The organism is Spirillospora albida (genome assembly GCF_000718255.1).
Taxonomy (GTDB): Bacteria; Actinomycetota; Actinomycetes; order Streptosporangiales; family Streptosporangiaceae; genus Spirillospora; species Spirillospora albida.
In genome coordinates this window covers 356,831-383,122 of the sequence record NZ_JOFJ01000003.1, presented here as the reverse complement: position 1 = coordinate 383,122, position 26,292 = coordinate 356,831, and the positions used below count along the sequence as shown (strand labels likewise).

At 73.7% G+C, this 26,292-nt stretch carries 24 protein-coding genes; 15 read left to right on the top strand and 9 right to left on the bottom strand.

The features are described from left to right. Window positions 1-219 precede the first annotated feature (219 nt). The 4 genes from IE99_RS0106365 to IE99_RS0106350 all read left to right on the top strand — a co-directional run bounded on the left by IE99_RS0106365 (window position 220) and on the right by IE99_RS0106350 (window position 7,220). The gene (locus tag IE99_RS0106365; protein WP_030165026.1) at window positions 220-1,869 is read left to right on the top strand and encodes an AMP-binding protein; all 1,650 of its coding nucleotides are present in this window, start codon (window positions 220-222) and stop codon (window positions 1,867-1,869) included. A gap of 90 nt (window positions 1,870-1,959) precedes the next feature. Continuing rightward, window positions 1,960-4,926, top strand: coding sequence for an AMP-binding protein (locus tag IE99_RS0106360; RefSeq protein ID WP_051712100.1), 2,967 nt, complete (start codon window positions 1,960-1,962; stop codon window positions 4,924-4,926). Between the two features lie 90 nt (window positions 4,927-5,016). Continuing rightward, on the top strand, window positions 5,017-6,375 hold the full coding sequence (locus IE99_RS0106355) for a cytochrome P450 (protein ID WP_030165019.1): 1,359 nt from the start codon (window positions 5,017-5,019) through the stop codon (window positions 6,373-6,375). A 41-nt stretch (window positions 6,376-6,416) separates the two neighbouring features. Continuing rightward, the gene (locus tag IE99_RS0106350) at window positions 6,417-7,220 is read left to right on the top strand and encodes an SDR family oxidoreductase (RefSeq protein ID WP_030165015.1); all 804 of its coding nucleotides are present in this window, start codon (window positions 6,417-6,419) and stop codon (window positions 7,218-7,220) included. Window positions 7,221-7,316: 96 nt separating this feature from the next. On the opposite strand, the gene IE99_RS0106345 is transcribed toward IE99_RS0106350, so the two are convergent. Then, window positions 7,317-8,138 (bottom strand): oxygenase MpaB family protein, encoded by an 822-nt coding sequence (locus IE99_RS0106345; protein WP_245623083.1) that lies wholly within the window; start codon window positions 8,136-8,138, stop codon window positions 7,317-7,319. A gap of 104 nt (window positions 8,139-8,242) precedes the next feature. Between IE99_RS0106345 and IE99_RS0106340 the strand changes: the two genes are divergently transcribed. Both IE99_RS0106340 and IE99_RS0106335 read left to right on the top strand, forming a co-directional pair. Further along, a complete protein-coding gene (locus tag IE99_RS0106340; protein ID WP_245623082.1) occupies window positions 8,243-8,890 on the top strand; it encodes a TetR/AcrR family transcriptional regulator in 648 nt (215 codons plus the stop codon). A gap of 116 nt (window positions 8,891-9,006) precedes the next feature. Next, entirely contained in the window at window positions 9,007-10,473 is a 1,467-nt protein-coding gene (locus tag IE99_RS0106335; RefSeq protein ID WP_030165007.1) for a carboxylesterase/lipase family protein, read from the top strand. 33 nt (window positions 10,474-10,506) lie between these two features. Here IE99_RS0106335 and IE99_RS0106330 read toward each other — a convergent pair whose 3' ends face one another. Both IE99_RS0106330 and hisN read right to left on the bottom strand, forming a co-directional pair. Continuing rightward, window positions 10,507-10,698: a hypothetical protein gene (locus tag IE99_RS0106330; RefSeq protein ID WP_030165004.1), complete on the bottom strand. Its 192-nt coding sequence runs from the start codon at window positions 10,696-10,698 to the stop codon at window positions 10,507-10,509. 229 nt (window positions 10,699-10,927) lie between these two features. Beyond that, window positions 10,928-11,734, bottom strand: a complete 807-nt coding sequence (gene hisN / locus IE99_RS0106325; RefSeq protein WP_030165002.1) for a histidinol-phosphatase — start codon at window positions 11,732-11,734, stop codon at window positions 10,928-10,930. A gap of 123 nt (window positions 11,735-11,857) precedes the next feature. Here hisN and IE99_RS0106320 point away from each other — a divergent pair, with 123 nt between their 5' ends. Beyond that, window positions 11,858-12,691 (top strand): hypothetical protein, encoded by an 834-nt coding sequence (locus tag IE99_RS0106320; protein ID WP_157610073.1) that lies wholly within the window; start codon window positions 11,858-11,860, stop codon window positions 12,689-12,691. 22 nt (window positions 12,692-12,713) lie between these two features. Here IE99_RS0106320 and rsgA read toward each other — a convergent pair whose 3' ends face one another. The 5 genes from rsgA to IE99_RS30075 all read right to left on the bottom strand — a co-directional run bounded on the left by rsgA (window position 12,714) and on the right by IE99_RS30075 (window position 17,230). Next, window positions 12,714-13,679 carry a ribosome small subunit-dependent GTPase A gene (gene rsgA, locus IE99_RS0106315; RefSeq protein WP_211258737.1) on the bottom strand — a complete coding sequence of 322 codons (966 nt, stop codon included), beginning with the start codon at window positions 13,677-13,679 and terminating at the stop codon, window positions 12,714-12,716. 79 nt (window positions 13,680-13,758) lie between these two features. Beyond that, entirely contained in the window at window positions 13,759-15,033 is a 1,275-nt protein-coding gene (aroA, locus tag IE99_RS0106310) for a 3-phosphoshikimate 1-carboxyvinyltransferase (protein WP_030164993.1), read from the bottom strand. An 88-nt stretch (window positions 15,034-15,121) separates the two neighbouring features. Next, entirely contained in the window at window positions 15,122-15,844 is a 723-nt protein-coding gene (locus IE99_RS0106305; protein WP_037558774.1) for an anti-sigma factor family protein, read from the bottom strand. After that, window positions 15,841-16,392, bottom strand: coding sequence for a sigma-70 family RNA polymerase sigma factor (locus tag IE99_RS0106300; protein WP_030164987.1), 552 nt, complete (start codon window positions 16,390-16,392; stop codon window positions 15,841-15,843). Before IE99_RS0106300 ends, IE99_RS0106305 begins: the two co-directional genes overlap by 4 nt. Window positions 16,393-16,492: 100 nt before the next feature. Next, on the bottom strand, window positions 16,493-17,230 hold the full coding sequence (locus tag IE99_RS30075) for a DoxX family protein (RefSeq protein ID WP_084219314.1): 738 nt from the start codon (window positions 17,228-17,230) through the stop codon (window positions 16,493-16,495). A 126-nt stretch (window positions 17,231-17,356) separates the two neighbouring features. Here IE99_RS30075 and IE99_RS0106290 point away from each other — a divergent pair, with 126 nt between their 5' ends. Both IE99_RS0106290 and IE99_RS0106285 read left to right on the top strand, forming a co-directional pair. Continuing rightward, a complete protein-coding gene (locus IE99_RS0106290) occupies window positions 17,357-18,133 on the top strand; it encodes an SOS response-associated peptidase (protein WP_037558771.1) in 777 nt (258 codons plus the stop codon). A 68-nt stretch (window positions 18,134-18,201) separates the two neighbouring features. Then, window positions 18,202-18,534, top strand: a complete 333-nt coding sequence (locus IE99_RS0106285; protein ID WP_030164978.1) for a TraR/DksA family transcriptional regulator — start codon at window positions 18,202-18,204, stop codon at window positions 18,532-18,534. Window positions 18,535-18,558: 24 nt separating this feature from the next. Here IE99_RS0106285 and IE99_RS0106280 read toward each other — a convergent pair whose 3' ends face one another. Continuing rightward, complete coding sequence (locus IE99_RS0106280; RefSeq protein ID WP_030164975.1) at window positions 18,559-19,344, bottom strand: class I SAM-dependent methyltransferase; 786 nt, start codon at window positions 19,342-19,344, stop codon at window positions 18,559-18,561. Window positions 19,345-19,775: 431 nt separating this feature from the next. Here IE99_RS0106280 and IE99_RS0106275 point away from each other — a divergent pair, with 431 nt between their 5' ends. The 6 genes from IE99_RS0106275 (at window position 19,776) to IE99_RS0106245 (ending at window position 26,277) form a co-directional block, all read left to right on the top strand. Beyond that, complete coding sequence (locus IE99_RS0106275) at window positions 19,776-20,381, top strand: sigma-70 family RNA polymerase sigma factor (protein ID WP_037558770.1); 606 nt, start codon at window positions 19,776-19,778, stop codon at window positions 20,379-20,381. Window positions 20,382-20,461: 80 nt separating this feature from the next. Then, window positions 20,462-20,758, top strand: coding sequence for a mycothiol system anti-sigma-R factor (gene rsrA / locus IE99_RS0106270; RefSeq protein ID WP_030164970.1), 297 nt, complete (start codon window positions 20,462-20,464; stop codon window positions 20,756-20,758). A 19-nt stretch (window positions 20,759-20,777) separates the two neighbouring features. Beyond that, entirely contained in the window at window positions 20,778-21,707 is a 930-nt protein-coding gene (locus IE99_RS0106265) for an NAD-dependent epimerase/dehydratase family protein (RefSeq protein ID WP_030164964.1), read from the top strand. Window positions 21,708-22,071: 364 nt separating this feature from the next. Beyond that, a complete protein-coding gene (locus IE99_RS0106255) occupies window positions 22,072-23,433 on the top strand; it encodes an HD-GYP domain-containing protein (RefSeq protein ID WP_030164961.1) in 1,362 nt (453 codons plus the stop codon). 53 nt (window positions 23,434-23,486) lie between these two features. Beyond that, a complete protein-coding gene (locus tag IE99_RS0106250) occupies window positions 23,487-24,809 on the top strand; it encodes an HD-GYP domain-containing protein (protein WP_030164958.1) in 1,323 nt (440 codons plus the stop codon). A 130-nt stretch (window positions 24,810-24,939) separates the two neighbouring features. Continuing rightward, complete coding sequence (locus IE99_RS0106245) at window positions 24,940-26,277, top strand: acetyl-CoA carboxylase biotin carboxylase subunit (protein ID WP_030164955.1); 1,338 nt, start codon at window positions 24,940-24,942, stop codon at window positions 26,275-26,277. Window positions 26,278-26,292 lie beyond the last annotated feature (15 nt).

The following is a 26,292-nucleotide window of genomic DNA, read 5'->3' as shown; positions in this document are numbered from 1 at the left end:
GTGAACGGGGCGGACATCACCGGAAGTGAGTGGTTTCGGGGCGCAGGTTGTCAGGTGCGTCGCAAACTCTCGGGTGTCCCACTCAGCGGGAACTGTGGAGTCCTCCAAATGACCGCCCGGTCTCTTTGATTCGTCACAGTTGACGGGGGTACCGGCGCGCTGGTGAAGTTACCCACGAGTCACGCCTGGGGTGACTCGTGGAGCTTTGAAGGGGACACGATGGCATCTGCGCTGCGGGACTGGCTGGACAAGCCGAACACCGGACGCGGCGTTCACCTGGCGGCCGACGACGGCGGCTGGGAGTTCCGGGACTACGGCGCGCTCGCCGGCGCGGCCCGGAGGACGGCCGGGGCGCTGATCGAGGCCGGTGTGAAGCCGGGCGACGTGGTGTGCCTGATCCTTCCCACGGACTTCACCTGTATCGAGACCTACTTCGCGGTGTGGGCGGCGGGCGCGACGACCTGCCTGATCACGCCGCCGCTGTTCCAGGACGGCGATGACTACGTCGCGCACATCGCGGCGATCCTGCGGCAGGCCGAGCCGGTGCTGACGGTGGCGTCGGAGGACCTCGCGGGGTACGCGGGGCGGGCCATGGCCGAGGCCGGGCTGGAGGGCGAGCCGTGGCTGCCCCGCCAGGCCGCCGAGGAGGCCCCGGTGCAGCCCGCCGGGGAGCTGGCACTGCTGCAGTTCACGTCCGGGTCGAGCGGCGCCCCCCGGGGCGTCATGGTGACCTGGGAGAACCTCGAGGCCAACAGCGAGCTGATCACGCGGCTCGCCGCGTACGAAGAGGGCGACGTCGTCGCGTCCTGGCTGCCGCTGTACCACGACATGGGTCTGATCGGCACGTTCCTCACGCCGATCGCCCGGCAGGGAACGCTGCGGCTGATGCGTCCGGACCACTTCATCCGGGACCCCGCACGCTGGATCCGGTGCTTCGGGGAGGCCGCGCACACGGCGGCGCCGCCGTTCGCGCTCGCGTACTGCGCGCGGCGGGTCAAGCCGGAGCAACTGGCGGGCGTCGACCTGTCCGGCTGGAAGACGATCATCATCGGGGCGGAGCCGATCGACCCGCACGCGCTGGAGGCGTTCTCGGAGCTGCTGGAGCCGTTCGGGTTCTCGCGGCACTCCCTCAAGCCCGCGTTCGGCATGGCGGAGACGACCCTCGCGGTCACCATGGACCAGCAGCGCCGCGACCCCCTGGCCGTCCGGCCCGAGGCGGAGTCGCTGGCGTTCGGGCAGCCGGTCCGGATCGAGGAGCAGCACACGCTCGGGCCGGCGGTGCTCGGCGCCAAGGCGGGCTGGATCGTCGGATGCGGGACGCCCGAGGACGACGTCCCGGTCTCGATCGTCGACGACGACGGCCGCGAGCTCGGCGAGGGTCTGCTCGGTGAGATCGTCGTCGGCGGCGAGTCCGTGTGCCGCGGGTACTACGCCGGGGCCGAGGGCAAGTCGACGCGGTTCATCGACGGGAAGGTCTACACGGGCGACGCCGGGTTCTTCCACGAGGGGCAGCTGTTCGTCCTCGGGCGGATGGGCGACAGCATCAAGGTCCGCGGCCGGTCGGTCTACGTCGAGGACCTCGAGTCCAAGATCGCCGAGGTGAGCGGGCTCGGGAAGGGACGCATCGTGGTCGTGGGCGTCCCGGGGGCGGGGCAGAAGGGCCTCGCGCTGTTCGTCGAGACGGGCGACGACTCCTGGGCGCCGGACGTGCGGGAGATGCTGCGCCGCCGCGTCGGCGACGACGTGGAGATCACGATCGTCGTCGGCGGCGGGCTGATCCAGCGGACGTCCAGTGGCAAGCCGCGCCGGCGCTACATGTGGGAGCGCCTCCAGGCCGGGAAGATGGACGGGGCCCGCGTCGTCTCCTGACCCGTCCCGACCGACCGAGAGCGGGCGAGGATGAATTGCCAATGCCGGTGATTACGGACACGATGTCGTTGACTTTCTGAGAGGTCGACGATGCCCCCTGTTGCCAGCTCGCTCCTCCGTCTCGGGTCCCGGCTGGGCGCCACCGCGCAGAACGCGCTGGAGGTCGCCCGATTCGGCGGATTCGACACCGCCGAGGACGCGTCCCCGTGCGAGGTCGTGACGGAGCAGCGGGTGTACCGCCTCCGGCACTACTTCCCCGAGACGGCGGCGGGCGAGCGGCCCGTGGCGCTGCTCGTCCCGCCGCTGATGATCACCGCGGAGGTCTACGACATCTCCGCGGGGACCAGCGCGGTCGGGCTGCTGCACCGCGACGGCGTCGACCCGTGGGTCGTCGACTTCGGGGCGCCCGAGCGGGAGCCGGGCGGGCTGGAGCGGACGGTCACCGACCACGTCCTCGCGGTCAGCGACGCCGTCGACCGGGTGCGGAAGGCGACCGGACGGGACGTCCATCTCGCCGGGTACTCGCAGGGCGGCATGTTCGTGTACCAGGCCGCCGCGTACCGGCGCGGCGACGGCATCGAGTCGTGCGTCACCTTCGGCAGCCCCGCCGACACCAGCGTGGGGCTGCCGTTCGGCGTTCCGGGGTGGCTCGCGTCCGACGCGGCGGAGCGGATCCCGGACTGGCTGCTCGGCGGGTTCGCGGTGCCCGGCTGGGTGACGCGGATGGGCTTTCAGCTGCTCAGCCCGGTGAAGTCGGTGCGGTCGCGGGCCGAGTTCATCCTGCAGCTGCACGACCGCGAGCGGCTCGCGCCGCGCGAGCGGCAGCGGAGGTTCCTGGAGCGGGAGGGCTGGGTGTCGTGGCCGGGCCCGGCGCTGGCCGAGTTCATCCGGCAGTTCGTCCAGCACAACCGGATGCTGACCGGCGGGTTCGTCATCGGCGACCGGCTCGTCACGCTCGCCGACATCGGCTGCCCCGTGCTGACGTTCGTCGGTGAGGTCGACGAGATCGCGGCGCCGCCGATGGTGCGCGGGATCCGGCGGGCCGCACCGCGCGCGCAGGTGTACGAGGCGTCCCTCAAGGCGGGCCATTTCGGGCTGGTCGTGGGGAGCCTCGCGACCGAGCGGACGTGGCCGGCGGTCGCCGGGTGGGCGCGCTGGCGGGACGGCACGGGACCGCTGCCCGAGATCATCGCGCCGGTCGCCGGGGACGAGGAGGTGCCGCCCGCCGGGCTGCCCGCCGCGTACGGGCTGCGGCTCGCGGCGGGCGTCGGGGCGGGCGCGGCCCGGTCCGCCGCGCAGGTGGTGCAGGGCACCCGGCAGCTCGCCGGGCAGGCCGCGCGGCATCTGCCCCGGCTGGCGCGGCTGGAGCGCATCCACGCCACCACCCGCGTGTCGCTCGGCCTGCTGCTGGACGAGCAGGCGCGGCGCCGGCCGGACGATGTGTTCTTCCTCTACCGGGGGCGGGCGCACACGCACGACGCGGTGCGGCGCCGGATCGACGCGATCGTGCGGGGGCTGATCCACGTCGGGGTGCGGCAGGGCGACGCGGTCGGGGTGCTGATGGGCACCCGGCCGACGGCGCTCGCGCTGATGGCCGCGCTGAGCCGGCTCGGCGCGGTCGCCGTCCTGCTGCGCCCGGACGGTGACCCGTCCGCCGAAGCGCGGCTCGGGGCGATCACCCGGGTGATCGCCGACCCGGAGCACGCGGCCCGCGCGGCGGAGATCGGCGTCCCGGCGCACCTGCTCGGCGGAAGCGGAAGCGGAAGCGGAAGCGGAAGCGGTGACCGCGGTGTCCTGCCGGACATGGAGGAGATCGACCCGGACGAGGTGGAGCCGCCCGGCTGGTTCCGGGCGAACCCGGGACGGGCCGGCGACCTGGCCTTCATCGTGTTCACCGGCGACGGCGAGCACCTGCGGGCCAGCCGGGTCACGAACCGGCGGTGGGCGCTGTCGGCGTTCGGGACCGCGTCGTCGGCGGCGCTGACCCCGGCCGACACCGTCTACAGCATCACGCCGCTGCAGCATCCGTCCGCCGTGCTGATGAGCCTCGGCGGGGCCGTCGCGGGCGGCGCGCGGCTCGCGCTCGCCGGCGGCTACGACCCGGAGACGTTCTGGGACGAGGCGCGCCGCTACGGCGTGACGGTCGCGTCCTACACCTGGACGCTGCTGCGCGATCTCGTGAACGCGCCGCCGCATCCGGGGGAGCGGCACCACCCGGTCCGGCTGTTCATCGGGTCGGGGATGCCGCGCGGGCTGTGGCGGCGGGTGGAGGAGCGGTTCGCGCCGGCCCGGGTGCTGGAGTTCTACGCGTCGACGGCGGGGGAGGCCGTCCTCGTCAACCTGAGCGGGAAGAAGCCGGGCGCGCTCGGCCGTCCGCTGCCGGGCAGCGCCGAGGTGCGGCTCGCCCGCTACGACCTGGAGCGCGGTGAGCTCGTCCAGGGGCCGGACGGGTTCGCCGTCGAGTGCCCGCCCGGCGAGATCGGGATGCTGCTCGCGCGGATCCGGCCGGCGACGCTCGCGGCGGCGGCCCGTCCGGTGCGGGGCGTGTTCGCCCCCGAGGACGCCTGGACGATCACCGGTGACCTGTTCACCCGGGACGGGGACGGCGACTTCTGGTCCGCCGGACGCGAGGCGGAGCTGATCCGCACGGCGGGCGGCATCGTCCCGCCCGGCCCGATCCGGGACGCGCTCGGCGATCTCGCGTACGTCGACACGGTCGCCGTGTACGGCGTTCCGGTGGGGGACGCGGAGCTGGTGGTGGCCGCGATCGTGCTGCGGGAGGGCGCCGAGCTGAAGCCGATCGACCTGGCCGAGGCGCTGCTGAAGGTGGATCCCGGGCTGCGGCCTCAGATCGTCCGGGTGGTGCCGGAGGTGCCGGTGACGGCGGGGCGGCGGCTGCGCACGGCGCCGCTGCGGGCGGAGGGCCTGCCCCCGGCGGGCGGCGGGCTCGTCTTCCACCGCGACCGGACGGGCGCGTACCGGCCGCTGACCGAGGCGGCGCGGCGGCGGCTGCTGGATCCGGACCGGTCCGGGACCGGTGCAACTCACGTCCGATAAGTCTGGACTTACGGGTGTCCGCTGCGTTACAACAAAGCAACAGATCTCGGTTTTCTGTAGCGCAAGCGTGAGCGCATCCCCGGAGGTCCCATGGTCAGCGTGCTCGCGCCGCCGCCGGAGGGCAGCGGCCTCAAACCGGTCCCGGGCGTGCCCGGCATTCCCTACATCGGGGCCACGCTGAAGGTGATGCGGCACCCGTTCGAGACCGCGCGCGAGCGGTACGACAAGTACGGCGAGGTGGCCTGGGGCTGGCTGCTCGGGCAGCGCACGGTCACCGTCCAGGGGCCGGCGGGCGCCGAGGCGGTCCTCGTCAACCGCGACAAGGCGTTCGCGAACGGGCCCGCCTGGGGCCTGTACATCGGGCCGTTCTTCCACCGCGGCATCATGCTGCTCGACTTCGAGGAGCACCTGCACCACCGCCGCATCATGCAGCAGGCGTTCACGAGCAAGCGGCTGCACTCCTACATGGAGGCGATGGCTCCCGGCATCGCCGCCGGCGTCGAGGCGTGGACGCCCGGACGGGACTTCGTCGTCTACGACCGCATCAAGCAGCTCACCCTCGACCTCGCCACCGACGTCTTCATGGGCGTCGAACTGGACCGCGCCGAAGCCGACCGGATCAACGGCGCGTTCATCGACGCCGTCCGGGCGGGCACCGCGTACGTGCGCTTCCCCGTCCCGGGGCTGCGCTGGCACAAGGGCCTGAAGGCGCGCGAGACGCTCGAGGAGTTCTTCTACCGGCACCTCCCGGCCAAGCGCCGGGACGGCGGCGACGACCTGTTCGCGGCGCTCTGCCAGGCCGAGACCGACGACGGCCAGCGGTTCACCGACGAGGACGTCGTCAACCACATGATCTTCGCGCTGATGGCGGCGCACGACACCACCACCATCACGCTGACGACCATGGCGTACTACCTCGCCAAGCATCCCGAGTGGCAGGAGCGGCTGCGCGACGAGTCCCTCGCGCTCGCGCAGAGGAAGGGCGGCCCCGGCCTCGACTTCACCGACCTGGACGAGCTCACCGGCATCGACATGGTCATGAAGGAGTCGCTGCGGCTGGTGTCGCCCGTCCCGGCGCTGCCCCGCCGGGTCGTGAAGGACACCGAGATCCTCGGGTTCCACATCCCGAAGGGCGCGCTCGTCGTCGTGCCGACCCTCACCAACCAGCGCATGGCCGAGTACTGGCCGGACCCGGAGCGGTTCGACCCCGAGCGGTTCTCCCCGGAGCGCCGTGAGGACAAGGTGCACCGGTACGCGTGGGCGCCCTTCGGCGGCGGCGCGCACAAGTGCATCGGCCTGCACTTCGCCGGGATGCAGGTGAAGAGCGTCCTGCACCAGATCCTCCAGCGGTACCGGTGGAGCGTTCCGGCGCGCTACGAGTGGCCGCTCGACACCACGTCCCTGCCCTCGCCCAAGGACGGCCTCCCCGTCCGCCTCGACCGCCTCTAGTCGGCTGAGTTTTCAGAACAGATGAGCTTGGAGAACAACGCATGAGCAAGGTCATCGCCATCACCGGGTCGGCGCGGGGCATCGGCCTCGCCACCGCCCGCGCCCTCAAGGCGAAGGGCGCCACCGTCGTCATCGGCGACATCGACGAGGCCGCCGCGAAGGAGGCGGGCGCGTCGCTCGGCGCACCCGCGTTCCCGGTGGACGTCACGTCCCGCGAATCGTTCGAGGCGTTCCTCGCGGAGGCGGAGAAGGCCGCCGGGCCGATCGACGTCCTCATCAACAACGCGGGCATCATGCCGATCGGCGCCGTCACCGACGAGAGCGACGCCGACGCGCGCCGCTGCTTCGACATCAACGTGCACGGCGTGATGCTCGGCACGAAGCTCGCGCTCGGCCTGATGCTGCCGCGCGGCAAGGGCCACATCATCAACATCGCGTCGCTGGCCGGCGTCATGTACGTGCCGGGTCTCGCGCTCTACAACGCGAGCAAGGCCGCCGTCATCGCGTTCACGGAGGCGACCCGGCTGGAGGTCCAGGACCGGGGCGTGCACGTCAGCGCCGTCCTGCCGACGTTCACCAACACCGAGCTCGTCGCCGGGACGCAGAGCCCGAAGGGCATGGACAACTGCGAGCCGGAGGACATCGCCGCCGCGGTCGTCGAGCTGATCGGGCGGCCCCGGCCGCAGGCCGTGGTGCCGAAGAAGCTCGGCCGCCAGGTGAAGATCGGCGCGCTGCTGCCCGACAGGGTGCGGCAGGCGACGTCCCGCCGCTACGGCCTGGACAAGATCTTCCTGGACTACGACCCGGAAGCGCGCAAGGCCTACGACGCCCGCATCCGGAACTGACGCCCGCGTCCGGAACTGACGTTCGCGTCCGGAACCGGCGCCGGCGCGGTGCGCCGCGGCGGGGAGACCTCCCCTCGCCGCGGCGCACCGGCGGCGTCAGCGGTGCCTGCGGAACGCCCTTCGCGCCTGCGGGACGTAGCGGACGGCCTCCGGCAGCAGGGGCCAGAGCGCGTTCGCCCGCCGCACGGCCGCGGCGAAGCGGCGGTGGCGGCGCTCGTCGGCCTCCGACCAGGGCAGTTCCAGGAGCTCCCGCATCCTCGGGTGCAGGCCGCCGACCGTGACGAAGCGGGCGACCGCGTTCAGCGGCGGGGACACCGCCCGCCACACCGGCGCGGGCACCTTCGGCGGGCGCGGCAGGCCCTTGGTGACGTAGCCGACGCCGTACCGGGCGGTCTTGTGCGGGACGATCACCTCGTCCAGCATCCGCTTCCAGTACGCCTGGAACGACTCCCAGTCGTCCGGCATCCCGCGGTCGCTGACCCCGTACAGCCGGAACCAGACCTTCGACTCCTCGTAGATGCGGCGCTTCTCCGCGTCGCCGAGAGGGCGGATGAACGTCTCCACCCCGTAGAGCATGTTGTCGAGGAAGGTGGCGTGGGCCCAGTAGTAGGTCTCGGGATCGAGGGCGTGGTAGCGGGTGCCGTCCGGCATCTCGCCCTTGATGCCGCGGTGGTAATCGCGGACGCGGTGCCCCGTCGCCTCCGCGCGGTCTCCGCCGTAGACGGTGTCGAGGATCGGGCCGGCGGAGCGCTTCACGCGCGCGAACGTCTCCTTGAAGAACACCGAGTGGTCCAGGACGCCCTGGCCGAGTTCCGGGAGCATGTTCTGCAGAACGGCCGCCCGCGGCCCGACGAGCAGCATGCGGGTGTCGCCGAAGAAGCGCCAGGTGAGGGAGCCGGGGCCAAGTCCATCCGTCATGGGCACCATCGCATCGAGGAGATGAAGAAACAGAACGACGCTTATTGTATCCCTGTAGCCATCGGCCGGGCAGCCCGGCCCTCCCGTCCCCCTGAGGTGCCGTCATGACCATGGACGCGACCCGCACGGCCGTGAACCAGGCAGGGCTGCTCGCCCGCCTGTCCGCCCCCGACTCCGGCGGCGACGACCTCGACACCCGCATCCTGGACGCCGCGCTCACCGAGTTCGAGACCTACGGGCTGCGCCGCGTCAGCGTCGAGGACGTCGCCAAGCGGGCCGCCGTCGCGCGCACCACGATCTACCGGCGGTTCACGAACAAGGAGCAACTCGTCCAGGCGGTGATCCTGCGCGAGGTGCGGCGGTTCCTCACGGCGATCGCGGCGGCCACGGACGGCCTCGCGTCCGCCGAGGACGCCGTCGTGGAGGGGTTCGTCGCGGGGCTGCAGGCCGCGCGCGAGCACCCGCTGATGGCGCGGGTCGTGCAGAGCGAGCCCGAGGCGTTCCTGCCGCAGCTCAGCATGAACGGCGGCGCGGTGATGCTCGCCGCGCGCGACATCCTCGCCGACCGGCTGCGCCGCGCCCGTCCGGAAGGGGACGCCGCCGACCTGGCGACGGTCGCGGAGGTGCTGCTGCGCGTCGCGACGTCGCTGCTGCTCGTCCCGGGCGGCGGACTCGTCCTGGAGACCGACGACGAGCTGCGCGCGTTCGCGCGCGGATACCTCACCCGGATGCTGCACGCCGGGAAGGGCTGACCCGGGCAGGGCGGCACGGGGGAGCGCGAGGGGCGGCGCGGGGAGGGCTGACGCCGGAAGCGCCCGTCCCTTACCCTGCGGTCTTAGAACATCTTTCTAAAACCGGAGGCGCGGACATGGGAGCAGTCGTTCAGACCGCATACGGGCGGGTGCGCGGAACGGCCGAGGGCGGGGTCACCGCCTTCCTCGGCATCCCCTACGCAGCGCCGCCGTTCGGCCCGAACCGGTTCCGGGAGCCCAGGCCGCCCGCGTCCTGGGACGGGATCCGCGACGCCGTCGCCTACGGCCCCACCGCGCCCAAGCCCCCGTACCCGAAGCCGTTCAGCGAGCTGCTGCCCGACCCGGTCGTCCCGGGCGAGGACTGCCTCAACCTGAACGTCTGGACGCCCGATCCCGGCGGCTCCGGCCTGCCCGTCATGGTGTGGATCCACGGCGGCGCCTTCCGCAACGGATCCGGCGCCGTGGACGTCTACAACGGCCGCAACTTCGCCCGCGACGGCGCCGTCTGCGTGACGATCAACTACCGGCTCGGCGTCGAGGGCTTCGCGCACCTGCCCGGCGCCCCGGCCAACCGGGGGCTGCTCGACCAGATCGCCGCGCTGGAATGGGTCCGCGACAACATCGCGGCGTTCGGCGGCGACCCGTCACGGGTCACGGTGTTCGGCGAGTCGGCGGGCGCGATGAGCGTCACCACCCTGCTCTCCCTCGACCTCGGCCTGTTCCGGCGGGCGATCCCGCAGAGCGGCGCGGGCTCCATCGCGCAGGAGCCCGAGGACGCCCTCCTCGTCGTCAAGGAGATGGCGGCCCGGCTCGGCGTCGAGCCGACCGCCGAGGGCTTCGCCGCGCTCGACCCGGCGGCGATCATCCCCGTCCAGTCGGCCGTCGCCGCCGAGGTCGCGGCGCTGCCCGACCCGGGCCGCTGGGGCGCCACCACCGCCGCGGGCGGGATGTCCCTCACCCCGGTCATCGACGGCGAGCTGCTCACCCGCCGCCCCGAGGACGCCATCGCGGCCGGCGCCGGGAGGGACGTCGACCTCCTGATCGGCTACAACGCGGAGGAGTTCCGGCTGTTCCTCATGCCGACCGGTCTCGCGGACGTCTTCACCGAGGAGCTGATCGTCCCCGCCACCGCCGGGATGGGAGTCCCGGCGACGCTGCCCGCCGCCTACCGGGAGCGCCACCCCGGTCTGACCTCCGGCGAGCTCATGGCAATGATCATCACGGACTCGCTGTTCCGCGTCCCGGCGCACCGCACCGCCGCCGGGCACGCCGCGTCCGGCGGCCGCACCTGGATGTACGAGTTCGCGTGGCGCTCGCCCGTCGCCGGGCTCGGCGCCTGCCACGCCCTCGAACTCGGCTTCGTCTTCGACAACCTGCGCGCCGACACCGGCGGCATGGCCGGGCCGAACCCGCCGCGCGGGCTCGCCGCCGCGATGCACCGCGCCTGGCTCGACTTCGCCGTCGGCGGCGACCCGGGCTGGACGCCGTTCGACCCGGCGACCCGTCCGGTCAAGGTGTTCGACGGCGCCGCGGACGCGATCGTCCTGGACCCGCGCGGCGACGACCGCGGCCTCTGGGACTAGGAACCGGCCCTCGGCAGCGGGCGGACGCGCCGCTCAGCTGCCGAGGCGCTTGCGGCCCTGGGCGCGAAGCCGCCTGCGCTGGGCCGGGTCGAGCATCAGGTAGCCGGCCAGCGGCGCGCCCAGCACACCGAGGATGATCAGGGCGCTCACCCACCACGGGAACACGAACAGGGTCAGGAACCCGACGACGACGCCGCCGATCACGACCTTGGTCTGGGTCGACATGACTCCACCTCCGAACGGGCCGCCCCTCAGGACAACGACCGTCCCGCGACCGCCGTTCCACGGTATGCCGTGAGTGACCGCGGGGCCAGCATCAGGGCGCCCCAGAGTCAGGTCACCCGATCCGCCTGGTCACGCGATCCGCCTGGTCACCGATCCGCCTGGTCTCCCGATCGGCACGGTCATTCGATCGGCATGGTCATCGCATGCGCCCGGTCATTCGACGCCGGTCTCAGTCGATGCGCAGGGACAGCTGGCCGCCGCCCAGGGTGCGGAGCACGTCCGCGTGCAGCCTGCCGTTCGTGCAGACGACGCTGCCGCCGTCCGGGCCGGGGACGCCCGACAGGTCGGTGAACATCCCGCCCGCCTCCTCCACGATCACCTGGAGCGCGGCGAGGTCCCACAGCGACACCTCCGGTTCCGCGGAGATGTCGATGACGCCCTCGGCCACCATCATGTGCGACCAGAAGTCGCCGAACGCCCGCGTCCGCCACACCTCGCGGGTCAGGTCGAGGAACCGCTCCAGCCGGCCGCCCTCCTCCCAGCCGCCCAGGCTGGAGAACGACAGCGACGCGTCCGGCATCTCCGCCACCGACGACACCGACATCCGGGTCGCGCGGGTCAGGCTGCGGCCCGTCCACGCGCCGCCGCCGCGCGCCGCCCACCACCGGCGGTGCAGGGCGGGAGCCGACACGACCCCCACCACCACCTGGTCGTTCTCCATCAGCGCGATCAGCGTCGCCCACACCGGGACGCCCCGCACGAAGTTCTTCGTCGCGTCGATCGGGTCGATGATCCAGCAGCGGTTGCCGTAGCCCGTCCGGCCGTACTCCTCGCCGATCACCGCGTCGCGCGGCCGCGCCCGGCTCAGCGTGCCGCGTATCTGCTCCTCGACGCTGCGGTCGGCGTCGCTGACCGGCGTCAGGTCAGGCTTGGTCTCGATGTCGAGATCGAGCGCGCGGAAGCGCTTCGTCGTGATGTCGTCGGCCCCGTCCGCCAGTACGTGCGCGAGACGCAGGTCATCGGAATAGCCCGCCACGGCGTGCACGCTACCGCGATCACGGGCCGCACCGACACTCTCACCCCCCGCCGACCCGCCATTCGGCCTGGCATTCCGCTCTCCGGGACCGGCGGGGAGGGCCGGAGTGGCAGCATGGGGGCCATGGTGCACGACCTTCCCGGCTGGGTGGCCGAGCTGACGGACCCGCGGCGGTCCCGGACGCTCGACGAGCTCGCCGACCGACTCGTCCCGCTCGCCGAACACGCCATCGACGTGTCCCGGCGGCTGCAGGCGCAGCTCAACGAGCTCAACGAGCCCTTCAAACGGGACGCCCTCTACGAGCGCGTCGAACGCCTGAAGGCCCGTGCGGGGGAGGCGCTGCAGGAGGTCAACGGCGAGATCGAGGCGTCCGGCCGGGAGCGCGTCGAGCGGGTGTGGGCCGACTGGGCGGAGCGTCCCGGCGCCGCCGACCGCGAGCGGGAGCTGCGCCGCTTCATGGACGGCGACCTCGTCCCCGCGCTGTCCCGCCGCCAGCGCGACGTGGCGGAACGGGTCGCCGCCCGCACGGCCGCCGCGCTGGAGGACGCGACGCGGACGCTGCTGACGCGCGTCGAGGAGCTCGCGAAGGCCGTGACCGACCTCATCCACGAGGTGCTGCCGCTCGCCCGCGAGGGGCTGTCCCTCGCCGGGCAGATCTCCAGCCTCTCGACCCGCGCGCGGCAGGCGGGCCGCGGCCCCATCCCGGACGAGCTGCGCAAGGCTGCGGCCGGGACCGCCCACGCCTTCGACGAGGCCGTCGCCCGCCTCGAACTGGAATGGGCCGCGCTCGGCGCCCGCTCCGCGACCGTCCGGGCCGCGCTGCGCGGCGCCGAGGAGACCGCCTTCAGCTCGGTCGCCGAGGCCCTCACCCGCTGCGTCGAGGAACTGGCGCCCGAACACGTCAAGGCTTTGAACGAGGTGGAGGCCCGCGCCCGCGGCCTGTTCGAGAACCCCTAGCCGGCCCGTCCCCGCGGCCCTTCTAGTCGGCTTCGCCCTCGCGGCTGGCGAGCAGGCGGCGGAGCGAATCGAGGCGGGCCCGGGTGGCGTGGCCCTCCTCGACCCATCCGTCCAGCCCGCAGTCCTCCTGGAAGTGGTCGCATGCGGGCGGGCAGCGTTCGGCGGCGCCTTCGGCGAGGTCCTCGAACGCGTTGATGACGTTCTCGGGCCTGATGTGCGCGAGGCCGAAGCTGCGGACGCCGGGGGTGTCGATGATCCAGCCGTCCCGGCCGGGGAGCTCGAGGGCCAGCGCGGACGACGAGGTGTGCCGGCCCCGGCCGGTGACCGCGTTGACGTGGCTCACGGCGCGCGCCGCGTCCGGGACGAGGGCGTTCACCAGCGTCGACTTCCCGACGCCCGAGTGCCCGACGAGGACGCTGGTGCGGCCCGCGAGGTGCTCGCGCAGGGCGTCCGGCGGGTCGCCGCGCCGCGTCACGACATAGGGGACCCCGAGGGGGGCGTACTCGGCGACGAGGTTCGCCGGGTCCGCGAGGTCGGCCTTCGTGAGGCACAGCAGCGGGTCCATGCCGGCGTCGTAGCCGGCGACGAGCTGCCGGTCGATCATCCGGGGGCGCGGTTCGGGGTCGGCGAGGGCCGTCACGATGACGAGCTGGTCGGCGTTCGCCACGATGATCCGCTCGAACGGATCGGTGTCGTCGGCGGTGCGGCGCAGCGCCGACGCGCGCGGCTCCACCCGGACGATCCGGGCCAGCGTGTCGGGCGTGCCGGACACGTCCCCGACCAGCGCGACCCGGTCGCCGACCACGACGCCCTTGCGGCCGAGCTCCCGGGCGCGCATCGCGGTGACCTCGCGTTCGCCGTCCGTGCCGGGATCGAGCAGGCAGCGGTAGCGGCCGCGGTCGACGGCCATGACGAAGCCCGCCGCGGCGTCCTCGTGCGCCGGGCGGCGGCGGGTGCGCGGGCGGGTCCCGCGGCGGCCGGGCCGCACCCGGACGTCGTCCTCGTCGTAGTCCCCTGTTCGGCGTGCCAGCGCTCCGACCCCTGTCCTGCTCGTCTGCCCGGTTCGGCTACGCGGCGGACGCCACCAGCGACGCCCACCGTTCCGTGAAGTCCGGAAGTGTCTTGCCCACGGTCGCGGCGTTCTCCACCTCGACACCGGGGACGGCGAGGCCGAGCACCGCCGCCGCCATGACCATACGGTGGTCGTCGTAGGTGCGGAAGACTCCGCCGCGCAGTGGCCGGGGCCGGATCTCCAGCCCGTCCGGCAGCTCCCGCACGTCGCCGCCCAGCCCGTTGATCTCGGCGACCAGCGCGGCGAGCCGGTCGGTCTCGTGGCCGCGCAGGTGCGCGATGCCGGTCAGCCGGGACGGCGAGCCCGCCAGCGCGGCGAGGGCCGCGAGGACGGGGGTCAGCTCGCCGACCTCGTGCAGGTCGGCGTCCAGGCCCCGGAACGCGCCGGTGCCGCGGACGGTCAGCCCGTCGGGGCTCCACGCGACCTCGGCGCCCATCTGCGCGAGCAGCCCGCGCAGCGCGTCGCCCGGCTGCGTCGTCTCCGCGGGCCAGCCGGGGACGGTGACCCGGCCGCCGGTGACCAGGGCCGCGCCGAGGAACTGCGCCGCGTTCGACAGGTCCGGTTCGATGACGGACGTCCCGCCGCGCAGCGGGCCGGGAGCGACTCGCCACACGTCGTCGCCCGCGTCGACCTGGGCGCCCGCGTCCCGGAGCATCCGCACGGTCATCGCCAGGTGCGGCGCGGACGGCACGGGCGGGCCCTCGTGCCGCACCTCCACGCCCTTGCCGAACCGGGGAGCGGCCAGCAGCAGCCCCGACACCAGCTGCGACGATCCCGACGCGTCGATCGTGACGGGGCCGCCGGGCACCGCGCCCGTGCCCCGCACGACGAAGGGGAGCGCGCCGCGCCCGCCGTCGTCGATGTCCGCGCCGAGCGCCCGCAGCGCCGTGATGATCGGGCCCATCGGGCGCTCCCGCGCGCGCGGGTCGCCGTCGATCGCGACCTCGCCCGCCGCGAGCGCCGCGACGGGCGGCAGGAACCGCATCACCGTCCCGGCGAGACCCACGTCCACCCGGGCGGGGCCGGTCAGCTCACCCGGGACGACCTCCCAGTCGTCGCCGTCGTCGCGCACCGCCACGCCGAGCGCCCGCAGCGCCCCCGCCATCAGGGCGGTGTCGCGGCTGCGCAGCGGCCGGACGATCCGCACCGGATCACCGGCCAGCGCGGCCAGGATCAGCGCGCGGTTCGTCATCGACTTGGAACCGGGGATCGGCACGACGGCGTCGACGGGGCCGGGCGCGACAGGGGCGGGCCAGTGCGGAGCGGACATGCCCCAAGATTATCGGGCGCCCGGAGGGCCGCCGCTCGGACCGGGCCGCCGTGCCCGGTCCGGCCCCGCGCTCGGACCGGGCCCGCGCTCAGACCGGGATGGCGAGCAGGGTCCGGCCGCCGTCGACGACCACCTCGAACCGGACGAGATCGGCGCGCGCGGTCGCGGTGCCGCCGTGCGTCACCAGCGGCTGCGGCGATCCCGGCACGCCGTAGCCCTGCGGCGGCACCCGCCAGCCCGTGACGACGGACCGCGTGCCGTCCCGCGACACCGCCTCGAGGCGGCAGGTCAGCGGCCCCTTGATCCCCTTCAGCTCCAGGCCGACGTGCGTGCCCCACTTCTTGCCCTCCAGCCCCACCACGCCGGAGGCCCCCGTCTCCGGATCGGCGGCCTGACGCCGCTCGCCCCAGATGACCAGCGCCTGCGCGGGGCCGTGGGACGCGTGCGCGTCGGGAGCGGACGGGTCGTCGTCGAGCCCGGCGCCGATCGTCACGCCGGCCGCGAGGAACGCCGCGGCCGCGGCCGTGCCGATCACGGCCGTCCCGCGGCGGAACCGCCGTTCCGCCGCTCTCCTGCGGCGCATCAGGTCGATCACCGGCGCCTCGTCCGCAGGGGCCGGGGCGTCGGCGTCCGGGGATTCCTCCACCGGCCCGAGCCCGGCCAGGGCGCCGGCCAGGCCCGCCATCTGCCCGAGTTCCGCCGCGCACGCGTCGCAGCCCCGCAGATGAGCCTCGAACGCGAGCCGGTCGTCCTCCTCCAGCAGCCCGAGCGCGTACGCCCCGACGTCGGTGTGCTCCACCCGCTCCGTCACGTGGTCACCCCCCTCTCCTCCAGAGCGACGCGCAAGGCGCGAAGCGCGTAGTACACGCGCGACTTGACCGTGCCGACGGGGATGCCCAGGACCTCCGCGGCCTGGTTCACCGTCCGGTCGCGTAACACCGTCTCCGTCAGCACCCGGCGATGCGCGGGCGACAGCGCGCCCATCGCCTCCACCACGATGACCTTCCGCAGCAGGCCGTCCGTCTCGTCCGCCATCGGCACGTTCTCCAGGGGGCCGTCACCGACCTCCACCGGCCGCGCCCCCCGCTGCCGGCGATGGTCGATCACGATGCGTCGGGCGACCGTGGCCAGCCACGGCAGCAGCGAGGCCGCGCCCCGGTCGAGCCGGCCGGCGCCCCGCCATGCCCGGATCATGGTCTCTTGGACGACGTCCTCGGCCCACTGGCGGTCGCCGCCGGTCAGCCGGAGGACGAAGGCGAGCAGAGGCCGATGGTACTCGCGAAACAGCGCGCCGACGACGTGTTCGTCGCCGGCGGCCGCTGTCGGCCGCGCTGCCGCGGCCCTGCCGGGCACTGCCATGGGTCTCCGTCGGAGAAACGGTCCGTCATGAGGCAGTACGCGGCCCGAACGGTGCGGGGTTCAAGGTGTTTGAGACTTTCTTAAGTCTCCGTTCAGGGGGTCACCGCGAGACGAGCTGCTTGGCCTTCCCCTTGGCCTGCGTCATCCGTCCCTTGGGCGCCCTGCCGGTCTTCGCCATCAGCTTCCCGGCCTTCGCCTGCGACTTGCCCATCATCCCCGACACGCCGCCGGACCTGCCCCCGCCGAACTTGCCCCCGCCGGACTTCGACACCGACTTGGACACGGACTTGGACGCCTTGGCGGCCTTGGACGCGTTGCGCTTCCCGGCCGCCCGCGCCTCGTGGATCTGCCGGGCGGCCTCGCGGCGCAGCGCGTTGGCCTCGGCGCCGCCGCGGCCCTTGGCCTCCCGCGCCATCTTCCGGACCTCCGTCCCGCGCGGCGACCGGCGCGGGTTGCCGCCCGCCATGATCAGCGCGCCGAACAGCCCGGCGTTCTTCAGCAGATGGGACCGCTCGCTCGCGCGGCGGTCGGGATCGTCCTCGTTCCAGTAGCGGTGCCCGGTCGCGAGCGCGGGCAGCAGCTGCGCCGCCATCAGCAGCGTGCTGAGCCGCCGGAACCGCCCGGTGAGCAGCAGCGCGCCGGTGCCGAGGCTGATCGCGCCCTCGATCCGGACGAGCGTCTCGGGGTCCTTCGGCATCCACTCGATCCGGTCGGCGACGGGCTTGACCGCCGGCCCGACCTGTGTCGCGCGCTCGCGGGGGTTCCGCAGCGTCTCGATGCCGGTCACGATGTACGGGGCCGCCACGAACGGGCGCGCCATGCTGGTGAAGGGTCGCATGACCGCCTACATGCCCACCGTTTCCCGCCTCAAGCGACCCCGCCCGAAACGGCCCGTCCGCGAACGGCCACCGCCCCGGCCGCGAGGGACGGGCCGTTGTCGTAGGGGTGGGGCAGGATGGGGCGCATGTGCGGTCGATACGCGACATCCCGTGCGCGGCAGGAGCTGCTGGACGAGTTCCAGGTGCAGGTGGACGCCCTGGAGGGCGACCTCGAGCCCGACTTCAACGTCGCGCCCACCAAGCAGGTGCCGGTCGTGCTTGCGCGGCACCCCAAGGACGCCCCGGAGGAGGAGGCCGTCCGGCAGCTGCGCACGGTGCGGTGGGGGCTCGTGCCGTCGTGGGCCAAGGACCTGTCGATCGGGTCCCGCATGATCAACGCGCGGATGGAGACGGTGCACGAGAAGCCGTCCTTCCGGCGCGCGTTCGCGAAGCGGCGCTGCCTGCTGCCCGCCGACGGGTACTTCGAGTGGTACGCGCTCGAGGGGCAGGACCCGGCCGAGGGGGAGAAGAAGGCGAAGCGGCCGAAGAAGCAGCCGTTCTTCATCCGTCCCAAGGACGGGCACGTCATGGCCATGGCCGGCCTGTACGAGCTGTGGAAGTCGCCCGAGGACGAATGGGTCTGGACGTGCACGGTCATCACCACCGACGCGCCCGACGACCTCGGCCGGATCCACGACCGCATGCCGATGGTCGTCGAGCGGGACCGGTGGGACGCCTGGCTCGATCCGGACCTGACCGAGACGGAGACGGTGCGCGGCCTGCTCGTGCCCGCCATGGCCGGGACGATGGACGCCTTTCCCGTCTCCACGTTGGTCAGCAACGTGAAAAACAACGGGCCGCAACTCATAGAACCGTCCGGGAACGGGGATAGTCCAGGCAACGAAACGGACGCCCTGTTCTGACCGGCCATGCCCCGGCCGGGCACCACCCCCCATGCCCAGGGGAATGACCGGGAGGAGTTCGGAGCACCGTGGACACCGCCGCAGCCCGTTCCCGTCTCGAGGCCATGCTGGACGATCTGGACCGCTCCATCGCGATCCTTCGGGGCGAGCACCCCGAGCGCGACAACTCCGCCGCGGACGCCGGTTCCGGCCTCTCCGACAGCGACCGCGTGGAGGCGGCACTCGAATCGCTGGGCCTGCACCGCGCCGCGGTGACCGAGGCGCTGGAGCGGATCGACGCCGGCGCCTACGGCCGGTGCGTCGGGTGCGGCGAGAAGGTTCCCGAAGGGCGCCTGGAGGCGCGGCCTGACGCGGCGCGCTGCCTGCCCTGCCAGTCGAAGTACGACCGCGCCCGGCGCTGAGGCGGGGGCGCCGGCGGGTCCGGGTCAGCGGGGCCGGATCGCGCTCGCCAGGAGGTGGATGCCGAGGGACTCGTCGTTCACCGGCGCGTCCAGCTCGGTCCGGACGAGGCGGGGGAGGGCGTCCGGCGTCGAGGCCAGGACGTGCTCGACCGTCGAGGGCGAGAGCACCGTCCGGGGGCGGATCCACTCGACCTCCAGGCCCGATTCGGTGAGCAGTTCCCGCAGCTGGTCGGCCCAGAAGCAGCGGGTGATGGTGCCGTCCGGCCAGGGGACGAGGACGACCTCCGCGCTGGGCACGTCCGACAGGTGGGCCCAGAAGTTCTGCTCGGCGAGCAGCGCCATCCCGAGGGTGAGGGAGTCGACGCTGAGCAGGACGCGGCCGCCGGGGCGCAGGACGCGGGCGATCTCGGCGACGGTCGCCTCGGTGGCGAGATGACGGGACAGGACGCGGTTCTCGGCGACGACGGCGTCGACGCAGGCGTCGCCGAGGAACGACAGGGCGCCGGAGTCGGCGATCAGCGCGTTCCGCGCGGCCGGGCGACCGTTCGGGTGCCCGTTCGGGTGCGGGCTCGGGGGCGCGCCCGGGCGGTCCGGCTCCCGTACCTCGATGACGTCGTGCCCGGCCTGGACGGCGCGTCCGGCGGTCCGCCCGTGGCCGCCGGAGAGGTCGAGCACGCGGGAAGGGCGGCGGGGCAGCCATCGGGTGAGCTGGGCGTCGGCGACCGCCCAGTAGAACGTCCAGTAGCGGGTCAGGGACCCGGAGGCGTCGCGGAGGTTCGCGATCGTGGGTTCGGGAGGTCGCGCCGGCACCGGTAGCACCGATTGCTCCTGTTCTAGTGGTGTATGGAAGTTCTTTCCCCGTTAGTGGACTGTCATCACCCTCCGTACAGGATCAGGGTTAAGATCCGCGTATGTAGGGACGCTCCGGAGTCGACGGCGCCGGATCCCCGCCGGTCGGGGAATCGGCGCGGCCCTTCCGGCGTTGCACCGTCTCATAACCGTCCGCGCAACGCCGCCCCGGAACCCCCGGCGGTCCGGCGCCCGGACGGCGCGGACCACGGAGGTGCACGCCGATGACCACAGCCGTCGCCGGATTCCGGCCGGGTGCGGAGATCCCGGAGGTCCCCGCCCGCGTCGCCGGGCAGGGCGGCCCGATATCGTTTGTGAGGTATGACGCCGTCCGCCCCCGCGACGGGGCCGGGACGGCCCGTCGGGGGGCCGGGACGGCCACAGTCGAGGGGGTGGGTCAGGTAGCGGGCACCACGGAGACCGTGGAGCAGCGCCAGGAGCGGTTCCAGCGCGACGTGCTCCCGTTCTTGGATCAGCTGTACTCGGCCGCGCTGCGCATGACGCGCAACCCGGCGGACGCCGAGGACCTCGTCCAGGAGACCTTCGCCAAGGCCTTCGCGTCCTTCCATCAGTTCAAGGAGGGGACGAACCTCAAGGCCTGGCTCTACCGCATCCTGACCAACACGTTCATCAACTCCTACCGCAAGAGGCAGCGGCAGCCGCAGCAGGCGGCCACCGAGGACATCGAGGACTGGCAGCTCGCGCGCGCCGAGTCCCACACGTCCAGCGGGCTGAAGTCGGCCGAGACGGAGGCGCTGGAGCACCTCCCCGACTCGGACGTGAAGCGCGCCCTGCAGGACCTGCCGGAGGAGTTCCGGATCGCGGTGTACCTGGCCGACGTCGAGGGCTTCGCCTACAAGGAGATCGCCGAGATCATGGGCACGCCGATCGGCACCGTGATGTCCCGGCTGCATCGGGGGCGCCGCCAGCTGCGCGGCATGTTGGAGGACTACGCTCAGGAGCGCGGCCTCACGCGCGCGACGGGGGGCCCGTCGTGAAACGCGGGAACCCGGCGGGCGGAGGACGGCGTGACAGGCACGGCACGGTCGGCTGCGTGTGCGAGAAGGGTGCGTGAGCCATGAGCTGTGGCGATCACCACGAGACCCCCTGCGACGAGGTCCTGGCGCGGGTCTACGCCTATATCGACGGCGAGCTCGACCAGGGAGACTGCGGCGAGGTGCGCCAGCACCTCGACGAGTGCGGGCCCTGCCTGCGGGAGTACGGCCTCGAAGAGGTCGTGAAGAAGCTCGTCAGCAAGTCGTGCGGGTGCGAGCAGGCGCCGACCGACCTGCGCGCGAAGGTGCTCGGGCGGATCGAGGAGATCTGCGGCGAACTGCAGGGCACCGACCGCGCCGGGCGGCCCGAGGGCGCCTGACCCGCGTATCGTGCGGGGGATGCGGATTCTCGTCACCGGCGCGGCCGGATTCATCGGATCGCATCTCGTCGACCGCCTCGTCGCCGACGGCCACGAGGTCGCCGGCGTGGACGACGGCTCGTCCGGCGCCAACTTCCGGGACGGCGTCGAGTACCTGCGGATGGACGTCGCGGACCCGGCGCTGGCCGGCCGGGCGGCGGAGCGCCGCCCCGAGGTGATCTGCCATCTCGCCGCGCAGGTGAGCGTCCGGGCGAGCGTCGCCGACCCCCTGCACGACGCGCGCGTGAACGTCATCGGCACCGCGAACGTGCTGGAGGCGGCGCGCGCGGCGGGCGCCCGCAAGGTCGTGTTCGCGTCGAGCTGCGCGGTGTACGGGGTCCCGGACGCGCTGCCGGTGCCGCCGGACGCGGAGCTGCGGCCCGCCTCGCCGTACGCGGCGTCGAAGGTGTCCGGCGAGGTCTACCTGCGCACGTACAAGGCCCTGCACGGGATCGACTACACGGCGCTGACGCTGGCGAACGTGTACGGGCCGCGCCAGACGCCCGAGGGTGAGGCGGGGGTCGTGTCCATCTTCTCGGACGCGCTTCTCGCGGGCCGCCCCACGCGGGTGTTCGGCGACGGCAAGCAGACCCGCGACTACGTCTACGTGCTGGACGTCGTGGACGCGTTCGCCCGCGCGGCCGGCGAGCGGGGCGGCGGGCGCCGGTTCAACGTCGGGACCGGGCGCCAGACCACCGACCGCGAGCTGCACACCCTCGTCGCCGCCGCGGCCGGGGCGCCCGACGAGCCGGAGTTCGCCCCGTCCCGGCTGGGCGACCTGCCCGCCATGTCCGTCGACCCCGGGCCGACCCGTGCCGAGCTCGGCTGGGAGCCCCGGATGGGGCTCGCGGAGGGCCTCGCCGCGACCGTCGCGTGGGCGCGGGAGCGGCCCGGGGCGCGTCTTGGGTGATCGGTGGTTCACACTTTGCTCACGATTCCCCGCATGCCTGTGTGGCCATGGCTCATGGCGTTAGGCTTGTGCGGAATTCAGCGACGGGAGCACGTGCACGTCCGCGAGAACCGGGGTGGCGCCGACCCGGAGGGCGGGGGCCGCGCGGTTCGCGGGGGGAGGCGGGGAGCCATGCGCAAGCGTGTGACGGCGGCCGTCCACGGCTCGCGCGCCTCGTCGTCGTCGCTGATGATGCCCGAGGGCGTGTCCTGGGTGTAGGCCCGGCGGTGCGGCGGCGAGCGTGCCGGGTGGCGCGCGGGTCCGCGGCGCCGGCGATCGCGGCCGAGCCCCGGTCCGCCCGTCCGTCATCCCCGAGGGGGCGGCAATGCGTGGACTACCTCCGGCTGCCTGGGCCTACGTGTGCGGTGTGGTCGCCGTCGCCGCCGGCCTCATCGCGGCGTCGACCCTCACCGGCTCCTACGCCGACCTCGACTGGACGACCCTGGCCGTCCTGGCCGTGCTGTTCCTCGTCGCCGACTCGGCGCCCGCGCGGCTGAACCTGGAACGTGCGAAGGTCTCGCTCGGGTTCGCCGCGAGCCTCGCCGGAGTGGTCCTGCTCGACCCCGCCGGCGCGGCGCTGCTCGGCGTCTGCGCCGTCGTCACCGGGCAGCGGTTCTTCGCCCCCGTCAAGCGCGCGTTCAACGGCGCGCAGTTCGCGCTCGGCGGGTTCACCGCCGGGACCGTCTTCGACCTGCTCGGCGGCTACGACGCCGACCCCCGCGCGGCCCGCTGGGTCGAGCACGTGATCGTCCCGTTCCTCGGCGCGCTCGGCACGTTCGTCGCGGTCAACCTGGCCCTCCTCGCCGGGGTGCTGCTGCTCAGCCGGCAGGCCGCACCGCGGGAGCTGCTCCGCGAGAGCGGCCCCCTCGCGTTCGGCTGCCTCGGCTACGGGACGCTCGGCGTGCTGATCGCGGGCCTGTGGCCGCGGGTCGGGCCGTTCGCCGCCGTCCTCGTCCTGCTGCCGCTGTTCATCGCCCGGTGGGCGCTGGAGCAGGCGCACGCGCAGCAGCGGGCGCACGCCGCGACCCTCGCCGCGCTCTGCCAGGCCGTCGAGACCAAGGACTACTACACCCGCGGCCACTCCGAGCGGGTGTCGCGCGGCTCCGTGATGATCGCGCAGGAGATCGGGATGCGGCCCGACCGGGTCGAGGCGATCCGGTACGCGGGGATGCTGCACGACGTCGGCAAGCTCGGCGTCCCCACGACGGTGCTGCGCAAGGAGGGCCCGATGACCGAGGAGGAGTTCGCCGCGATCCAGCTGCACCCGATGCGCGGGCTGGAGATCGTCCGCGACATCGGCTTCCTGGACGAGGCGCTCGCCGGCATCATGCACCACCACGAGAAGCTGAACGGCCGCGGCTACCCGATGGGCCTCGCCGGCGACGAGATCCCCGAGTTCGCCCGGGTCATCTCCGTCGCCGACGCGTTCGACGCGATGACCTCGACCCGCTCGTACCGGCCGGCCCGCAGCATGGGGGAGGCCGTCGAGGAGCTGCGGCGGGGGATGGGCGACCACTTCGACCCGATGATGGTGCAGGCGTTCCTGCGCGCCCTCGACCGGGAGGGCTGGGAGCCGCCGGACGCGGTCGTCCTGCCGGACGACGACGTCCACGACACGACCCGGCACGACCACGACGACCCGTCCACGCCCATCCGCGTCACCGGCGACGGCGGGGTCCGCCCGTGACCGAGCAGGTGAGCACCTCCAAGGTGGGCGCGTCGAAGTCGGGCACGTCGCGACTGGGCACGGCGCGGGCGCGCGCGCGGGAGCGGGCCGCGTGGCAGACGATCGACTCCGGGCAGCTGCTGCTGATCGCCACCGCCGGGCTGCTCGTCGTCATCGCGGTCACCCAGGTCGCGGCGTCCGGGGTGCGGCAGCCCGACGTCGCGCTCGTCTTCGGCGTGCTGATCTCGCTCGGCGAGCTGTTCCGCATGGTCATGCCGGGCAACCGGGAGGTCGCGCCCATCGCGAGCGCCGGCGCGATCGGCTACGCGCTGCTCATCGGCGTCGGCCCGGAGGGCGCCGCGCCGGACGCGCCGCTCGGCGTCGTCCCGGCGGAGCACTCGGCGCTGCAGGTCGTCGCGGTCACCGCGGCCGGGATGCTGATCGGCTCGCTGCCGCACGCCGCGGTCGGCCGCACCCCGAGGCCGGACGCGATGGCCCGCCGGCTGTTCACGGTCGCGGTCGTCGCGCTGGCCTTCCGCCCCTTCCTCGCGCTCGAGGCGCCCTGGCTGCTGATGCTCGCCGTGATGTGCGGGGTCGTCGTCGCGTCCTGCTTCACCGACGTGCTGATCGCCGCGATGATCCGGGCGGAGGCCGTCCGGGCCCGGTTCGGGATCGCGCTGCGGGACGAGATCAACGCGAAGATCGCGCTGTGCGTCGCGACCAGCGCGACCGCCATGCTGATCGCCGTCGCCACGACCGCGATGGGCGAGGCCGCATTGCTGATCTTCACGGTGCCGATCCTCGTCACCCAGTTCGCGTTCCGCCGCTACGCCGGGATCCGCGCGACGTACCTGCAGACGATCCGGGCGCTGTCGCGGGTCACCGAGGTCGGCGGGTACGTCGAGGCGGGCCACTCGCGGCGCGTGTCGCGGCTCGCCGTCGCGATGGGCCGCGAACTCGGCATGGCGGAGGCCGAGCTCCTCGAACTGGAGTACGCGGCGCTGATGCACGACATCGGGCAGCTGTCGCTCGGCGACCCGATCCCGGGCGGCGCGACCGTCCTCGCGTCCCCGACGGAGCAGCGCCGCATCGCCGAGCTCGGCGCGGAGGTCATCAAGGAGACCGGTGTGCTGGACCGCGTCGCGCACATCGTCGAGCTGTCCTCGCACCCGTACCGCGCGGGCCGCGACACCGCCGGGGAGCGGCCGGTCTCGCCGCCGCTCGCGGCCCGCATCATCAAGGCCGCCAACGCCTACGACGACCTCGTCGGCGCGTCGTCCGACCGGGACCGGGGCGCCGCCGTCCTGGAGCGGCTCCGGCTCGACTCCGCCGCCGAGTACGACCCGACGGTCGTCGAGGCGCTCAGCCGCGTGGTCGACCGCCGCACCCGGCCGTGAGCCCACCGGGCTCACCGCGCCCGCCGTTGACCGCGCCCGCCTCCGACCCTGGTGGCCGGGGGACGGCGGGCCCACTAGGGTCGGCCGTGGACCATCGAAGAGCGGACCATGGAAAAGGGGAGTTGCGCTGGTGTTCGAGTCCGTCCTCGTGGCGAACCGGGGCGAGATCGCCGCCCGGATCATCCACACGGTGCGCGCGCTCGGCCTGAAGGCCATCGCGGTGTACTCGGAGGCCGACGCGGACCTCCCGTTCGTGGCGGAGGCCGACGAGGCGCTCCTGCTCGGGCCGGGCGACCCGGCCCGCAGCTACCTGCGCGGCGAGGCGGTGCTGGAGGCGGCGCGCCGGACGAACGCGCGGGCCGTCCACCCCGGTTTCGGGCTGCTCGCCGAGAACGCCGAGTTCGCCCGCCAGGTCGAGGCCCGCGGGCTCGCCTGGATCGGCCCGCCGCCGCTCTCCATCGCCCGCCTCGGCGACAAGATCAACGCCCGGAACCTGATGAAGGAGGCGGGCCTTCCCGTCGCGCCGGGCGTGTGGGAGCCCGTGCCGGACGTCGGGACCGCGCTGGAGGAGGCCGAGCGCATCGGCTACCCGGTGATCGTGAAGCCCGCCGCCGGCACGGACGGCGCCGGCCTGGCGGTCGCCCACGACCCCGCGGCGCTCCGCTCGGCGTACGAGACGGCCCGCGCGCACGCCGAGCGCCTCTCGGGGCGGCCCGACCTCCTGCTCGAGCGGTACCTGCCGGCCGCCCGGCACGTCGAGATCCAGATCCTGGGCCTCGCCGACGGCACCGTCGTCGCCCTCGGCGACCGCGACTGCTCCGTCCAGCGCCGGCACCGGAAGGTCGCGGCGGAGACCGCGTCCCCGGGGGTCGGCCCCGAGCTGCGGGAGCGGATGCTGGACGCCGCCGTCCGCGCGGGCGAGGCCGTCGGGTACCGCGGCGCCGGAACCGTCGAGTGCCTCGTCGACCCCGCCGCGCAGGAGTTCTTCTTCCTGGAGATGAACACCGGCCTGCAGGCCGAGCACCCCCTCACCGAGATGGTCATGGGCGTGGACCTGGTCGAGCAGCAGCTCCGGATCGCCGCCGGGTGGCAGGCGACCCTGCCCGGCGGGGCGCCGCGCGGCCACGCGTTCGCGTTCCACATCCACGCCGAAGATCCCGAGTACTTCCAGCCCCGCACCGGCGAGATCAAGGTGTGGGAGGAGCCCGCAGGCGACGGCATCCGCATCGACGCCGGCTACGCCGAGGGCAACACCGTCACCGCCGTCTCCGACCCGCTGCTCGCGAAGCTGTGCGTCCACGGCGCGGACCGCGCCGCCGCGCTCGACCGCGCCCGCGCCGCCATCGCCGCGTTCCGCATCGAGGGGATCGGCACGAACCTGCCGTTCCTCGCCGAGCTGCTCGACCACCCGGAGTTCGCCGCCGGGACGTACGACACCCGGCTGGTCGGCCGGATGCGCGGGCACTGAGCGACCGGCACGGTA

Excerpts from the sequence above, each read along its gene's own strand:
- IE99_RS0106365 (WP_030165026.1), top strand. The coding sequence starts at position 220 with ATGGCATCTGCGCTGCGGGACTGGCTGGACAAGCCGAACACCGGACGC.
- IE99_RS0106360 (WP_051712100.1), top strand. The coding sequence starts at position 1,960 with ATGCCCCCTGTTGCCAGCTCGCTCCTCCGTCTCGGGTCCCGGCTGGGC.
- IE99_RS0106355 (WP_030165019.1), top strand. The coding sequence starts at position 5,017 with ATGGTCAGCGTGCTCGCGCCGCCGCCGGAGGGCAGCGGCCTCAAACCG.
- IE99_RS0106350 (WP_030165015.1), top strand. The coding sequence starts at position 6,417 with ATGAGCAAGGTCATCGCCATCACCGGGTCGGCGCGGGGCATCGGCCTC.
- IE99_RS0106345 (WP_245623083.1), bottom strand. The coding sequence starts at position 8,138 with ATGACGGATGGACTTGGCCCCGGCTCCCTCACCTGGCGCTTCTTCGGC.
- IE99_RS0106340 (WP_245623082.1), top strand. The coding sequence starts at position 8,243 with ATGACCATGGACGCGACCCGCACGGCCGTGAACCAGGCAGGGCTGCTC.
- IE99_RS0106335 (WP_030165007.1), top strand. The coding sequence starts at position 9,007 with ATGGGAGCAGTCGTTCAGACCGCATACGGGCGGGTGCGCGGAACGGCC.
- IE99_RS0106330 (WP_030165004.1), bottom strand. The coding sequence starts at position 10,698 with ATGTCGACCCAGACCAAGGTCGTGATCGGCGGCGTCGTCGTCGGGTTC.
- IE99_RS0106320 (WP_157610073.1), top strand. The coding sequence starts at position 11,858 with ATGGTGCACGACCTTCCCGGCTGGGTGGCCGAGCTGACGGACCCGCGG.
- aroA (WP_030164993.1), bottom strand. The coding sequence starts at position 15,033 with ATGTCCGCTCCGCACTGGCCCGCCCCTGTCGCGCCCGGCCCCGTCGAC.
- IE99_RS0106300 (WP_030164987.1), bottom strand. The coding sequence starts at position 16,392 with ATGGCAGTGCCCGGCAGGGCCGCGGCAGCGCGGCCGACAGCGGCCGCC.
- IE99_RS30075 (WP_084219314.1), bottom strand. The coding sequence starts at position 17,230 with ATGCGACCCTTCACCAGCATGGCGCGCCCGTTCGTGGCGGCCCCGTAC.
- IE99_RS0106290 (WP_037558771.1), top strand. The coding sequence starts at position 17,357 with ATGTGCGGTCGATACGCGACATCCCGTGCGCGGCAGGAGCTGCTGGAC.
- rsrA (WP_030164970.1), top strand. The coding sequence starts at position 20,462 with ATGAGCTGTGGCGATCACCACGAGACCCCCTGCGACGAGGTCCTGGCG.
- IE99_RS0106265 (WP_030164964.1), top strand. The coding sequence starts at position 20,778 with ATGCGGATTCTCGTCACCGGCGCGGCCGGATTCATCGGATCGCATCTC.
- IE99_RS0106255 (WP_030164961.1), top strand. The coding sequence starts at position 22,072 with ATGCGTGGACTACCTCCGGCTGCCTGGGCCTACGTGTGCGGTGTGGTC.